At 67.2% G+C, this 14,101-nt stretch carries 12 protein-coding genes and 1 tRNA gene; 9 read left to right on the top strand and 4 right to left on the bottom strand.

Annotation, left to right across the window (positions count from 1 at the left end):
• Positions 1 to 7 precede the first annotated feature (7 nt).
• A complete protein-coding gene (locus tag HII28_RS01400) occupies positions 8 to 778 on the top strand; it encodes an enoyl-CoA hydratase-related protein (RefSeq protein ID WP_170023759.1) in 771 nt (256 codons plus the stop codon).
• Positions 779 to 883: 105 nt separating this feature from the next.
• Here the strand turns inward: HII28_RS01400 and HII28_RS01395 are convergent.
• A tRNA-Leu gene (locus HII28_RS01395) sits at positions 884 to 966 on the bottom strand.
• Positions 967 to 1,159: 193 nt separating this feature from the next.
• Between HII28_RS01395 and HII28_RS01390 the strand changes: the two genes are divergently transcribed.
• The gene (locus HII28_RS01390; RefSeq protein WP_170023757.1) at positions 1,160 to 1,762 is read left to right on the top strand and encodes a response regulator; all 603 of its coding nucleotides are present in this window, start codon (positions 1,160 to 1,162) and stop codon (positions 1,760 to 1,762) included.
• A gap of 75 nt (positions 1,763 to 1,837) precedes the next feature.
• On the opposite strand, the gene HII28_RS01385 is transcribed toward HII28_RS01390, so the two are convergent.
• Entirely contained in the window at positions 1,838 to 2,269 is a 432-nt protein-coding gene (locus HII28_RS01385) for a hotdog fold thioesterase (protein ID WP_170023755.1), read from the bottom strand.
• Between the two features lie 235 nt (positions 2,270 to 2,504).
• Between HII28_RS01385 and polA the strand changes: the two genes are divergently transcribed.
• The 6 genes from polA to coaE all read left to right on the top strand — a co-directional run bounded on the left by polA (position 2,505) and on the right by coaE (position 11,005).
• Positions 2,505 to 5,171 carry a DNA polymerase I gene (gene polA, locus HII28_RS01380; protein ID WP_170023753.1) on the top strand — a complete coding sequence of 889 codons (2,667 nt, stop codon included), beginning with the start codon at positions 2,505 to 2,507 and terminating at the stop codon, positions 5,169 to 5,171.
• Between the two features lie 204 nt (positions 5,172 to 5,375).
• Positions 5,376 to 7,052 (top strand): DUF885 domain-containing protein, encoded by a 1,677-nt coding sequence (locus tag HII28_RS01375; protein WP_170023751.1) that lies wholly within the window; start codon positions 5,376 to 5,378, stop codon positions 7,050 to 7,052.
• A gap of 91 nt (positions 7,053 to 7,143) precedes the next feature.
• On the top strand, positions 7,144 to 8,037 hold the full coding sequence (locus tag HII28_RS01370; protein ID WP_170023749.1) for a DUF817 domain-containing protein: 894 nt from the start codon (positions 7,144 to 7,146) through the stop codon (positions 8,035 to 8,037).
• 179 nt (positions 8,038 to 8,216) lie between these two features.
• Entirely contained in the window at positions 8,217 to 9,671 is a 1,455-nt protein-coding gene (rpsA, locus tag HII28_RS01365; protein ID WP_170023747.1) for a 30S ribosomal protein S1, read from the top strand.
• Between the two features lie 107 nt (positions 9,672 to 9,778).
• A complete protein-coding gene (locus tag HII28_RS01360; RefSeq protein ID WP_346769142.1) occupies positions 9,779 to 10,339 on the top strand; it encodes an MOSC domain-containing protein in 561 nt (186 codons plus the stop codon).
• Between the two features lie 60 nt (positions 10,340 to 10,399).
• Positions 10,400 to 11,005 carry a dephospho-CoA kinase gene (coaE, locus tag HII28_RS01355; RefSeq protein ID WP_170023745.1) on the top strand — a complete coding sequence of 202 codons (606 nt, stop codon included), beginning with the start codon at positions 10,400 to 10,402 and terminating at the stop codon, positions 11,003 to 11,005.
• A 26-nt stretch (positions 11,006 to 11,031) separates the two neighbouring features.
• Here the strand turns inward: coaE and HII28_RS01350 are convergent, their stop codons facing one another.
• On the bottom strand, positions 11,032 to 11,991 hold the full coding sequence (locus HII28_RS01350; RefSeq protein WP_170023743.1) for a M56 family metallopeptidase: 960 nt from the start codon (positions 11,989 to 11,991) through the stop codon (positions 11,032 to 11,034).
• A gap of 5 nt (positions 11,992 to 11,996) precedes the next feature.
• Positions 11,997 to 12,386 (bottom strand): BlaI/MecI/CopY family transcriptional regulator, encoded by a 390-nt coding sequence (locus HII28_RS01345; protein ID WP_170025893.1) that lies wholly within the window; start codon positions 12,384 to 12,386, stop codon positions 11,997 to 11,999.
• 136 nt (positions 12,387 to 12,522) lie between these two features.
• Here HII28_RS01345 and HII28_RS01340 point away from each other — a divergent pair, with 136 nt between their 5' ends.
• Positions 12,523 to 14,091, top strand: coding sequence for a cytochrome ubiquinol oxidase subunit I (locus tag HII28_RS01340; RefSeq protein ID WP_170025892.1), 1,569 nt, complete (start codon positions 12,523 to 12,525; stop codon positions 14,089 to 14,091).
• The last annotated feature ends 10 nt before the right edge of the window (positions 14,092 to 14,101 follow it).

Genomic DNA, 14,101 nt, shown 5'->3' with positions numbered 1-14,101 from the left:
GCATTCCGTGATCGACCTGAGCATCGACGGCGATGTCGCGTACATCACCCTGGACAACCCGGCCAAGCTCAACGCCCTCGACGAACAGGCGGTGCGCGACCTCAGCGAGGCGTACGCCGACGCGGAGCGAGCGGATGCCAGGGCCCTCGTACTGCACGGATCCGGCCGCGCGTTCTGCGCCGGCCGCGACATCTCGGGTGTCGACCCGAAGGACGACGACGTGATGGGCTACCTGGACGGATTGGTCACGCCACTCCTCAAGCAGATGTCGGCCTTCCCTGCGCCGACCTTCGCCGCCGCCCACGGCGCCTGCCTGGGCGTCGGCCTCGGTCTCCTCATCGCGACGGATGTGGTCTACGTTGCGGACACCGCCACGATCGGATCACCCTTCGCCGCACTGGGCGCGACCCTCGACTCCGGCGGCCACGCACTGTTCTACGAGCGCCTCGGTGCGCACAAGACCCTCGATCTGATCTATACGGGCCGGCTGATGTCGGGTTCGGAGGCCGTGCAGTCGGGCCTGTTCTCCCAGGTGCTCCCTGGGGACGACGTCCTTCAGGCGGCCGAGGACGCCGCGCGCAGGGCGGCGCACGGCGCGACGGCCGCGTTCCGTGCCAGCAAGCGGCTCGTCGCCGATCTCCGCGAGCAGCGCCTCGGCCTGTGGTCGGCCGTCGCCGCGGAGAACGTCGCTCAGACCGCGCTCTGCGACACCGACGACTACCGAGAGGGATTCGCGGCGTTCCAGGGGAAACGGGAGCCCGTCTTCCGCGGGCGATGATCCCGTGAAGGATGCCGTCCCATGACGGGGGAGCGTCGAGGACCCCGCCTGCGTCATGCGCAGTCGGGGTCCTCGATCAGTTGCGACGTGCGAAGCCATAGTCCGTGCCGGTGGTGGGACTCGAACCCACACGCCCTTTCGGACAAAGCATTTTGAGTGCTCCGCGTCTGCCATTCCGCCACACCGGCCTGCCGCACGCCGCGCTCCACCCTATCGCGGCCAGGCAGTGCTCAAGAGCGCTCCGCCATGTCACGGCACACTATCCGCGAACCTCGATCGCCCCTGCCGCGGCGTCGCCGCGAACGCGCACGCGGTTCGGGAGGCCCGGGCACGCTTGCCCCACCCAGACCTCGGGTCGCTCATGTCGTAGGCTTGTCGTTCGTGACAGACACTGAGAACACCGCTGCACCGCGACGAGTCGTCGTTGCGGAAGACGAATCGCTGATCCGTCTCGACATCGTCGAGATCCTGCGTGACAACGGGTTCGAGGTGGTCGGCGAAGCAGGCGACGGCGAGACGGCCGTCGCACTCGCAACGGAGCTCCGTCCCGACCTCGTCATCATGGACGTGAAGATGCCGCAGCTCGACGGAATCTCCGCGGCAGAGCGTCTCTCCAAGGACCACATCGCACCGGTCGTGCTCCTGACCGCCTTCAGCCAGAAGGAACTCGTCGAGCGGGCTACCGAGGCCGGCGCGTTGGCCTACGTCGTCAAGCCCTTCACCCCGAACGACCTGCTGCCCGCGATCGAGATCGCACTCGCGCGCTACGCGCAGATCATCGCGCTGGAAGCCGAGGTCGCCGACCTCAACGAGCGGTTCGAGACCCGCAAGCTGGTGGACCGCGCCAAGGGTCTGCTGAATGAGAAGATGGGCCTCTCGGAGCCCGAGGCGTTCCGCTGGATCCAGAAGGCGTCCATGGACCGTCGCCTGACAATGCACGACGTCGCCAAGGCGATCATCGACCAGCTGGCGCCGAAGAAGTAGGGACGGGCGGCGACGCCGCACGTCCCACGCCTCCGGTCGACCCGGGTGCGTCGCACCCGAGCACCCCAGAGCCGACTACGTCAGATCCTTGATCAGGTTCGTGATGCGGATCGTCGAGCAGCGACGGCCCTTGTCGTCGGTGACGGCGATCTCGTGGGTGGTGAGCGTGCGGCCCAGATGAACGGGCGTGCAGACGCCCGTGACGAAGCCGCTCGTCGCCGACCGCGTGTGGGTGGCGTTGATCTCGATGCCGACCGCCAGCCGGCCTTGGCCTGCCCACAGGTTGGCCGACATGGATCCGAGGGTCTCCCCGAGCACGACATAGGCTCCGCCGTGGAGCAGGTCCGCGGGCTGCGTATTGCCCTCGACGGGCATCGTGGCGACGGCCCGATCGACCGAGAACTCGATCATCTCGATGCCCATCTTCGCGGCGAGGGCTCCCATGCCGCGACGTCGGACGTACTCGAGCGCGTCGGGTGCGGCATCCGCTCCATGGCTGTCGGACATGGCTCTCCTGTCGTGCTCGGAGGCCGGTTCCGGCCTTGCCGAAGAGTGTGTTCGCGGCCACGCCGAGCCGCTCCTGAATCGACCCCGGCCATGGACGCGAGCGTCCCCGTCCGAGCGTCAATCGAGTGTGATCGCGGCCACGCCGCTCGACGCTCTCAATCGGTCCAGCCACAGATGCAAGCGTCTGCGTCTGGACCACAATCGAGTGTCCGAGGCCGCTTGTAGGCTGGCAGGCGTGTCCGACTCGGAAAAGCCTACCCTCCTCATCGTCGACGGCCATTCGCTGGCTTTCCGTGCGTTCTACGCGCTTCCGGTCGACAGTTTCACCACGCGCGACGGACAGCACACGAACGCGATCCACGGATTCCTCTCGATGCTTCTCCTGCTTCTGCAGAACGAGCGTCCGAGCCACCTCGCCGTGGCGTTCGACGTGTCGCGCCACTCGTTCCGCACCGACGAGTACGCGGACTACAAGGGCACCCGCGGGGCGACGCCGCCCGAGTTCTCCGGCCAGGTCCCGCTGCTGCAGGACGCGCTGAACGCGATGAACATCCCCGTCATCGAGAAGGCGGGATTCGAGGCGGACGACATCCTGGCCACTCTTGCGGCCGAGGGAGCCGACCAGGGGTACCGGGTGCTCGTGGTCTCAGGCGACAGGGACACGATCCAGCTCGTGAACGACGACGTCACCCTGCTCTACCCGAACGTGCGGGGCGTCTCGGAGCTCAAGCGCTACGACACTGCAACGGTGCTCGAACGGTACGGCGTTCCGCCGGAGAAGTATCCGGAGATCGCTGCGCTCGTCGGCGAGACCAGCGACAACCTTCCCGGCATCGACAAGGTCGGGGAGAAGACCGCCGTCAAGTGGGTGCTGCAGTACGGCGACGTGCAGAATCTCATCGAGCACGCCGATGAGATCAAGGGCGTCGTCGGGCAGAACCTGCGCGACCAGAAGGAGAAGGCGCTGCGCAACCGCCGGCTGAACCAGCTGGTGCGCGACGTGGAGCTGCCGTTCGGCCCTTCCGACCTGGCGCGCCGGCCGATGAACGAGCAGGCGGTCCGCGACCTGTTCGCCAGGCTCGAGTTCCGCACGCTGCTGGAGCGCGTGTTCAAGCTGATCGATGGCGACGGCTCGGACAGCGGCGCCGTCACCGGTTCGCACGCGAATGCCGTCTCGGCGCCCGAGGTTCAGGAGCTGGAGGGCGAGGAGCTGAGCGGATGGCTCGCCGCGGCATCCGCTGATGGCTCGCGTCCGATCGCGGTGCAGCTCGACTACGCGGGCGCACGCGTCGCCGCCGTCGGGCTGTCCACAGCTGACGCGTCGGTGCAGCTGCGCCCCGATGAAGACGGTCTCTGGGATGACACGCTCGTCGACTGGCTGGCCTCGCCGTCGCCGAAGCAGTTCTACGACGCCAAGAACCAGCTCAAAGCACTCGGGTCAGCCGGCATAGTCGTCGACGGACTCGCATTCGACGCACGGGTGGCCTTCTGGCTGGGCAACCCGAACCGAACGCCGAGCGGTCTCGCCGATCAGGTGTACGAGGTGCTCGGCGAGCAGCTGCCGCAGTCGGACCCTGCACAGCTGGTGCCCGAGGTGGAACCGATCGGCGCGGCGACCGAAGCCTGGTACGTGCACAGGCTCGCCGAAGCCGTCTCGGCCGGCCTCGAAGAGGGCACGCGCAGGGTGCTGGAGACCATCGAGCAACCCGTCTCCGGCGTGCTCGCGCGCATGGAGCTGAACGGCGTCGCCATCGACTCCGACATCCTGCGCACGCAGCGCGAAGAGCTCACGGTGCGCGCGGACGGCCTCGCACAGGCCGCCTATACGGAGATCGGCCACGAGGTGAACCTCGGATCCCCGAAGCAGCTGCAGCAGGTGCTCTTCGACGAGCTCGGAATGCCCAAGACCCGCTCCACCAAGACCGGGTACTCGACGGATGCCAACTCGCTGGCCGACCTGCAGGAGAAGAGCCCGCATCCGTTCCTCGACCTCCTGTTGCAGCACAGGGACGCCACGAAGCTCAAGCAGATCATCGAGACGCTGGAGAAGTCGGTCGGATCCGACGGCCGCATCCACACGACGTACGACCAGACCGGCGCCTCGACGGGACGCATCTCGTCGAACGACCCCAACCTGCAGAACATCCCGGTGCGCACAGAGGTTGGCAAGCAGATCCGCTCGGCGTTCATCAGCGGAGCCGAGTTCGACACGCTGCTCACCGCCGACTACTCCCAGATCGAGATGCGCATCATGGCGCACCTCTCCGAGGACGCCGGTCTCATCGAGGCGTTCAACGCAGGGGAAGACCTTCACCGCTTCGTCGGCGCGCGCATCTTCGGCGTGGCTCCCGAAGACGTGACGCCCATCATGCGCACCAAGGTGAAGGCCATGTCGTACGGTCTCGCCTACGGCTTGAGCGCGTTCGGGCTCTCCAAGCAGCTGCGCATCGAGACGGCCGAGGCCCGTCAGTTGATGACCGACTACTTCGCCCGATTCGGGGCCGTGCGCGACTACCTGCGCGACGTGGTCGAGAAGGCCCGCGTCGACGGTTTCACCGAGACGATCTACGGTCGGCGTCGTCCATTCCCCGATCTCCTGAGCACCAACCGGGTGCTGCGCGACAACGCGGAACGGGCAGCGCTCAACGCACCGATCCAGGGCTCAGCGGCCGACATCATGAAGATCGCCATGATCGGCATCGACTCTGACATGCGCGAGGCGAGCCTCCAGTCTCGTCTCCTGCTGCAGGTGCACGACGAGCTGATCTTCGAGGTGAAGGAGGGGGAGTGGGACTCCCTCTCCGCCATCGTCACCAAGCGGATGTCAGGGGCCGCTGATCTGCGGGTGCCGCTCACGGTGCAGGTCGGCGGCGGTCCGAACTGGGACGCAGCAGCACACTGACCGGCCGGTGCCCCCGCGCCACTCGATCGCCCATGTCGCTGCTGCGCCACTCACGGACTCAATCGGCTCGGCCGCGTGAACGAGTTCCCGCGGCGCTCACCTCAATCGCCCATATCGCGGCTGCGCCACTCACGGACTCAATCGGCTCGGCCGCGTGAACGAGTTCCCGCGGCGCTCACCTCAATCGCCCATAAGCTGGCCAGCATGACCGATCAGGAACAGGAACGGACTCCCACCCCCATCGACACGATCGCTGAGGAATGGGTGGACACCCAGCTCGAACTCTTCCCCGAGATGCACGTCTATCTGGGGCGTCCGGGGCGCGAGGGCGAGTACGCAGACTATTCACCCGACGGTGCCGCCCGCGCCGCCGAAGCGGCGGCAGCCGCGCTCCGCCGCATCGAGGCGGCGGAACCCGTCGACGACGTCGACCGCGTGACCAAGCTCGACCTGACCCGTGAACTGCGTCTGGAGGCGGAGAAGCACGAGGCGGGCTTCGAGCAGCGTGACCTCAACGTGATCGCTTCTCCCGTGCAGGGGCTGCGCGACGTCTTCGATGTCGCGCCGACCGCATCAGTCGAGGACTGGGAGGCCATCGCCACCCGCCTGCACAACATTCCGGATGCGATGCGCGGCTACATCGCGACGCTGCGCAGCGGCATCCACGCCGGCAACGTTCCGGCCATCAGGCAGGTGCGCGAGGGAGTCGCCCAGGCGAACAAGCAGGTGGCACCGAGCGGATTCTTCTTCGCCCTGGCCGAGAACGCCAAGGGCGAGAGCGCCGATCTTCCGGAGTCGCTGAAGATCGATCTGCGGAAGGGCGCGACGGAAGCCGCAGCGGCGTACGGCGAGCTGGCGGTGTTCCTCGAGGACGAGCTCGCGGTGCACGCGCCAGAGGACGACGCCGTCGGCCGCGACATCTACTCCATCGCATCCCGTGGATTCCTGGGCGCTGCCGTCGATCTCGACGAGACCTACGAGTGGGGCGTCGAGGAGCTGCGCCGCATGGTGGACGAGCAGGAGGCGATCGCCAGGGAGATCAAGCCCGGCGCATCCGTCGCGGAAGCCATCGCCTTCCTCGACGGCGATGCGTCGCGCAAGCTGAACGGCACCGACGCCCTCCAACGGTGGATGCAGGAGACGGCCGACCGTGCCGTCGCCGAGCTCAACGGGTCCCAGTTCGACATTCCCGAGCCGTTGCGCCGGATCGAGTGCATGATCGCGCCGACCCAGGAGGGCGGCATCTACTACACGCCGCCGACCGACGACTTCTCGCGCTCAGGACGCATGTGGTGGAGCGTGCCGGAAGGCGTGACCGAGTTCGACACCTGGCGCGAGCTCACCACGGTGTTCCACGAGGGTGTTCCAGGGCACCACCTTCAGTGCGGCATCGCGATCTACAACTCAGCGCAACTCAACACGTGGCGACGCAACCAGTTCGTGTCGGGACACGGCGAGGGCTGGGCGCTCTACGCTGAGCGTCTCATGGAGCAGCTCGGCTACCTCGACGACCCGGCCGACCGCCTCGGCATGCTCGACGGCCAGCGGATGCGCGCCGCCCGGGTCGTCCTCGACCTCGGCGTTCACCTCGGCAAGCAGCGCCCGGACGGCCAGGGTGTCTGGACCGGCGACTACGCCTTCGAGTTCCTCGGCCAGAACGTGAACATGAACGAGGGGTTCGTGCGCTTCGAGGTGAACCGCTACCTCGGCTGGCCGGGCCAGGCGCCGTCGTACAAGATCGGGCAGCGCATCTGGGAGCAGCTCCGCGACGAGTCCAAGCGCCGTGAAGGCGACGCATTCGACATCAAGGCGTTCCACAAGAAGGCTCTCGACATCGGCGGCGTCGGCCTCGACACGTTGAAGACGGCCCTGCTGGGCTGATGGGCACGGTCGGCTGACCGCAGCTTCAGCGCTTCTCACTGCCGCACGTCGCCCGCCGGGGTGACGTGCGGCAGCCTTCTACCATCGGAGCATGGCGCGCCGTCCCGACCTCACCGCACTGGAGCGGCACCTCGACGACGCAGCCAACCGACTGCTCGACCGCGGCCCGACGAGCAGGGCGTGGGCCGGACTCGTCGAATTCCTCGTGTTCGGCGCCAAGCAGGCGTGGGCGTGCGTGTTCGGTGCCGCACTGCTGGCGGTCATCCTCGCCGCCCGGCTCTGGTACCCGCCGGACGCCGTCCTTGCGCGCAACGACGCGCTGACGATCGCCGCCGTCCTCATCCAGATCGCCATGGTGTGGGGCGGCCTCGAAACGCGGAGCGAGTTGCGCGTGATCGTCGTGTTCCACATCGTCGGAACCGGAATGGAACTGTTCAAGACCGACGTCGGCTCCTGGAGCTACGATCCGGGCGGCGTGCTGCACATCATGGGCGTGCCGCTCTTCACCGGCTTCATGTACGGCGCGGTGGGCTCGTACCTGGTGCGGGTGTACCGGCTCTTCGATCTGCGCTTCACGCGCTACCCGCCACGCTGGCTGACCGCCATCGTGGCTGCCGCCATCTACGCCAACTTCTTCACCCAGCACTTCATGGTCGACCTGCGCTGGGTGCTGCTGGCCGCCGTGCTCGCCGTGTTCGGCGCGTCGATGATGCAGTTCCACGTCTTCCGTCGTCGGTTCAGGATGCCGCTGGTCGTCGCGTTCGCGCTCGTCGCCTTCTTCATCTGGCTCGCCGAGAACATCGCGACCTACTCGCACGCGTGGACGTATCCGGACCAGGTCGACGGATGGCATCCGGTCTCGGCGGCGAAGCTGGTGTCGTGGTTCCTCCTGATGATCATCTCCGTCGTGCTGGTCACATGGGTGTATCCGCCGCGCCGGCCGGACCCCCAGCCCGTGGCGTCCCTACGGCCGGGGTTGGACTGACTCGGCACCGGCAAGGGGTGGAATAGCGGAGCCCGGGGGAGCGTTGTTGCGAAAGGCTGCCGGAGAACGGTAGTCTGGAGAGTCACTTTTGTGACGGTCCTATTCGCCTGCCCGGCAAAATTCCAACTGAAGCATTATTTTCCGGGCCTGATTCATGTCCACACTGGAGTACCCACTCAATGACAACCGCAACGACCGACAAGAAGGCCAAGCAGGTCGCGATCAACGACATCGGCTCGGCCGAGGACTTTCTTGCCGCGGTCGAGAAGACTCTGAAGTTCTTCAACGACGGTGACCTTATCGAAGGCACCGTGGTGAAGATCGACCGCGACGAGGTTCTCCTCGACGTCGGATACAAGACCGAGGGTGTGATCCCCTCCCGCGAACTTTCGATCAAGCACGACGTCGACCCCAGCGAGGTCGTCGGCGTCGGCGACACCGTCGAGGCCCTCGTTCTCCAGAAGGAGGACAAGGAAGGCCGCCTGATCCTGTCCAAGAAGCGCGCGCAGTACGAGCGTGCGTGGGGCGACGTGGAGAAGATCAAGGAAGCCGATGGCGTCGTGACCGGTTCGGTCATCGAGGTCGTCAAGGGCGGTCTGATCGTCGACATCGGACTGCGCGGCTTCCTGCCCGCATCCCTGATCGAGCTGCGCCGCGTGCGCGACCTCACGCCGTACCTGGGCCAGGAGATCGAGGCGAAGATCCTCGAGCTCGACAAGAACCGCAACAACGTCGTCCTCTCCCGCCGCGCCCTGCTCGAGCAGACGCAGTCCGAGAGCCGTTCGACGTTCCTTGCGAACCTCCACCCGGGCCAGGTGCGCAAGGGTGTCGTCTCCTCCATCGTCAACTTCGGCGCGTTCGTCGACCTCGGCGGCGTTGACGGCCTCGTGCACGTCTCCGAGCTGTCGTGGAAGCACATCGAGCACGCCAGCGAGGTCGTCGAGGTCGGCCAGGAGGTCACCGTCGAGGTGCTCTCCGTCGAGCTCGACCGCGAGCGCGTCTCCCTGTCGCTCAAGGCGACGCAGGAGGACCCGTGGCAGGTCTTCGCCCGTACGCACGCCATCGGCCAGTTCGCGCCCGGCAAGGTCACGAAGCTCGTTCCGTTCGGTGCGTTCGTGCGCGTCGCGGACGGCATCGAGGGTCTCGTGCACATCTCCGAGCTGTCGGGCAAGCACGTCGAGCTCGCCGAGCAGGTCGTGTCGGTCGGTGACGAGGTCTTCGTCAAGGTCATCGACATCGACCTCGAGCGTCGCCGCATCTCGCTGTCGCTGAAGCAGGCGAACGAGGGCGTCGACCCCGAGGGCACCGAGTTCGACCCGGCTCTCTACGGCATGCTCACGGAGTACGACGAGCAGGGCAACTACAAGTACCCGGAGGGCTTCGACCCCGAGACGGGCGAGTGGAAGGAAGGCTCCGACACTCAGCGCGAGAAGTGGGAGCAGGAGTACGCCGAGGCTCAGACTCGCTGGGAGGCGCACAAGCGCCAGGTGGCCAAGGGCATCGAGGAGGAGGCCACGCAGGCCGAGTCCGCCCGCAGCGGTGCGACCTACTCCAGCGACTCCAGCACCGGCGGCACTCTTGCCGACGACGCGTCGCTCGCTGCTCTTCGCGAGAAGCTGTCCAGCAACTCGTAGAACTGCAATCAACGGCAACGGCCGAGTCCTTCGTGGGCCCGGCCGTTGCCGTTTCCGCGTGCGGCACCGCTTTGGACGGCAGCGCCCACGCATGGGAGAGTGTCCGGGTGGAGAGCAGGGACGTGCGTGGGGCGCAGGTGGTCGCCGTCAGCCGGGACGACGGTCACCGATTCAGCAAGCCCGTCGTTGCCGAGATCAGGCTCATCGAGGCGTGGGGCGTCGAAGGCGATGCACACGCCGGCACCACCGTGCAGCACCGGTCGCGGGTGGCCCGAGATCCCTTGCAGCCGAACCTCCGTCAGGTGCATCTGATCCAGGCCGAACTGTTCGACGAGGTCGCCGGCCACGGTTTCGCCGTGCGTCCGGGCGAGATGGGCGAGAACATCACAACGGCCGGCATCGACCTGCTCGCGCTGCCGACGGGAACCGTTCTGCACCTGGGCGAGACGGCGACGGTCGAACTCACCGGTCTGCGCAACCCGTGCGATCAGATCAATGGGCTCGCGCCGGGGCTGATGAAGGAGATGGTAAGCCGGGCCGCCGACGGCACGATCGTGCGCAAGGCGGGAGTCATGTCCGTCGTGCTCGAGGGCGGCCTCGTACGTCCTGGCGACTCGGTGACCGTAGAGCTTCCAACGGGTGTTCCCGTTGCGCTCCAACCCGTGTGACGCGTACGCGAACCGCCCAGCGGTCCGCTCTGGATCGGCGCACACCCTAGGCTTGCGGGCGTGCTGATCATCGCCCTGACGGGAGGCATCGCCTCCGGCAAGTCAACTGTGTCCGCACGGCTCGCCGAGCACGGCGCCGTGATCGTCGACGCCGATCGCCTCGCCCGCGAAGTGGTCGAGCCGGGTACCAAGGGCCTGGAGGCCGTTCGGGCACGTTTCGGGGATGGTGTCATCTCGGGTGACGGCACACTGGATCGGGCCGCGCTCGGCGCGATCGTGTTCCACGACTCCGAGGCGCTCCGCGACCTCAATGCGATCACCCATCCGGCCGTGTGGGAGGCCGTTCAGGACCGCCTCTCGCGGGCGAAGGCGTCCGACCCCGACGCGATCGTGGTGTACGACGTGCCACTTCTGGTGGAGGCATCCGCCGATCGTCCGCTCCGCTTCGATGGCATCGTCGTGGTGGAGGCGGAGCGCGACGAGCGCGTCCGCCGTCTGATCCAGGATCGCGGCATGGCCGAGGCGGATGCCGTCAGCCGCATCGCGTCCCAGGCGGACGACGAGCAGCGTCGAGCGGTCGCCGACGTGATCCTCGACAACAACGGCGACCGTGACGCCCTGATCCGGCAGGTGGACGCGCTCTGGGAGCAGCTGCTCGCCCGCTGACTCCACGGGAACCGGTAGTCCGCGGATCAGTACAGCGCGGGTCCCAGCAGCAGCATCGTCGGAACCACGACGAGCGCGAGCGCCATGGCGAGCACGGAGAAGCGCAGCGCGGGAGCGCTGGGCGCCGTGAGTTCCGTGAGGCGGGCGACCCTGGCATCCGCCCACTCGCCGGGAGACGACGTTTCGGAGGCGAAGGCCCGAGCCGGAACCGCCGACGAGGCATCGACACGGGGAGCGCCCGCCAGTGCGACCCTGGCGACGGCACGCGACAGGTTGCGTTCGGAGACGGTTCGCCGCGCGTGGTCGTCGGCGAGCAGTTCGACGAGGAGTCCGACCGCCTCGTGCGCCCTGGTGGCGATCGGGAACCACGGCAGCGCGCTGCGCCAGGCGCTGAACGCGACGAGCAGCACGTGATGATGCTGCGTCACGTGGGCCCGTTCGTGCGCGACGACCGCGGCGAGTTCCTCGTCGGAGAGCAGTTCCAGCAGACCGGCCGACAGCACGGTGACCGCCCGCGGTGTGCCCGGCAGGCAGTACGCGACTGGCGTGGCGTGGTCGATCACACGGGTTCCGGGACGCTCCGGCATCGGATCGGAGAGCAGACGGAGCAACTGAGCGTGATGACGGCGCTGCCGCTCGGCACGCCAGGCCGTGCGAACGAGGTTCAGCAGGAGGTGGGCGCCGAGCAGCGCGGCACCCGCGAGCGCGAACATCTCGAAGAAGTTGGCGTCGGTCGGAAGGCGTCCGGCCACGAGGTCTGCGGTGAAGGCGCCCGCCGCGTGAGGGAGATCGGAGCCGAAGGGGATCAGGCCGAAGACCAGCAGGGATCCGATCATGGAAAGGCCCCCGGCCAGCGCTATCGCCTGCCAGAGGACGAGCGCCTGTCCCGGCATGCGTCGCGGCCACTCAGCCCGGGCCAGGGCGACGGGCACGGGCCAGGCGAGTGCGAAGGCGAGGAGCGCCAACGATGCGGCGACGGCGAGCATGGACGTCAGACGTCCAGGAGCCTGCGTAGACGCTCAGCGTCGTGCGGCGTGACCTGTCCGACGAAGCGAGCGAGAACGGCGTCGCGGTCCGATGCCGATCCGAGCACCTCGTGCATGAGTTCGGCGACGTGGACTTCGCGGCTCATGGCCGCGTGGTAGAGGTGCGGCCTGGCATCCCTGTCGCGCACGACGAAGCCCTTGGCCTCCAGCCGGGAGAGCACTGTCATCACCGTCGTGATCGCCGGGCCCTTGCCCTGCACCGCGTCGCCTTGCTCCGCACTGCCCTGGTCGGCGGATGCCTGCAGCTTCTCGCGCAGATCGGTCGCGGCGATGGGCGCGGGGGAGTCCCAGACGACGTCCATGACGGCTCGTTCGAGCTCCCCGAGATTGACCAACGTGCGACCTGCCATGCATCGATTCTACCGCGTGTAGAAATCTTCGGGCGCCAGTGGTACAACGTTCTACAGCGCGTAGAATTCTACGCAGCGTAGAAGACTCGTGAAGCGAGGAACCGTGCACGTCGTCACCGACCTGGATCCGCTGCTCATCGCCCGATGGCAGTTCGGCATCGTCACCGTGTACCACTTCTGGATGGTGCCCCTGACGATCGGTCTCGGTCCGCTGGTCGCGCTCATGCAGACGCTGTGGATGCGCACGGGAAACGACCGCTATTACCGCATGACGAAGTTCTGGGGAAAGATCTACCTGATCAACTTCATCATGGGTGTCGCCACCGGCATCGTGCAGGAGTTCCAGTTCGGGCTCGCGTGGAGCGAGTACAGCCGATTCGTCGGAGACGTTTTCGGCGCCCCCCTGGCCATGGAGTCGCTGCTGGCGTTCTTCGTCGAGTCGACGTTCCTCGGTCTCTGGATCTTCGGATGGGGCAAACTGCAGGGGCGCATCCACCTGGCCTGCCTGTGGCTGGCCGTGGCGGGATCGGTGGTCTCCGCGTACTTCATCATCGCGGCGAACTCGTGGATGCAGCATCCGGTCGGCGTGAAGCTCGTCGACGGCCGCCCGATCATGACGGACATCTGGGCGGTGCTCGGCAACAACACCGCCGTCGCGGCCTTCACCCACACGATCTTCGGGGCGTTCGCGGTGGGCGGCGCGATCCTGCTCGGAGTCGGCTGGTACCACCTGTGGCAGCGGCGCCGTGACGGCATCGACACAGTGGGGCTCGACAAGCGCGTCATCGTCGGCGAGGCTCCTGACGTGCCCGGCCGGGACAAGGCGGACCACAACGTCTGGCTGACGTCGCTGCGCATCGGCGCCGTGACCGCGATCATCGCGTTCGCCGGCGTCGCGATCACCGGCGACGCTCAGGCCCGCCTGATGTTCGTGCAGCAGCCCATGAAGATGGCGTCAGCCGAGGCCGCGTGTCACACGGGAACCAGCTTCTCGCTGCTGGCCTTCGGCGACATCGGCTCCAAGGACTGCAAGGGCGTCGTCAACGTCATCGAGGTGCCGGGCGTGCTCGGATTCCTCGCCAACGGCGACTTCAACGAGCCCGTCAAGGGTGTGAACGAGCTCGTACCGATCTACCAGCAGAAGTACGGCACCCACCTGCCCGACGATCCGAAGCTCGGATCGAGGGCCGGCGAGACCATCAACTACGTGCCGATCATGGCCGTCACGTACTGGGGATTCCGGCTGATGATCCTGTTCGGTGCGCTGGCTGCGTTCGCCTCCGTCGTCGCGCTCTGGCTCACCAGACGGGGGACCGTTCCCGCACCGCGCTGGCTGATGTGGCTGGCGGTGACCGGAATCTTCGCACCATTCGCCGCGAACTCGGCCGGCTGGATCTTCACGGAAATGGGCCGCCAGCCGTTCGTGGTGGCGCCGAACCCGACACCGGGCGGAATCGACGGGGTGTTCATGTTCACGGCGGCGGCCGTGTCGCCCGGCGTGAGCTTCGGCGAGATCCTCTTCTCGCTCGTCTCGTTCACGATCGTCTACGCCGTGCTCATGGTGGTCGAGGTGCGGCTGCTCACCAAGTACATCCGCGGCGGAGTCGCCGCCGCCCTGCCCGAGCTGACCGAGAAGCCGAAAGATCCCGACGCTCCCGCAGATGACGACGTGCTCGCCTTCGCGTACTGACACCGCATCA

The organism is Planctomonas sp. JC2975 (assembly GCF_012985205.1).
Classification (GTDB): domain Bacteria; phylum Actinomycetota; class Actinomycetes; order Actinomycetales; family Microbacteriaceae; genus Humibacter.
The sequence above is the reverse complement of the archived record's forward strand: the minus strand, read 5'-3'. Positions and strand labels throughout refer to the sequence as shown.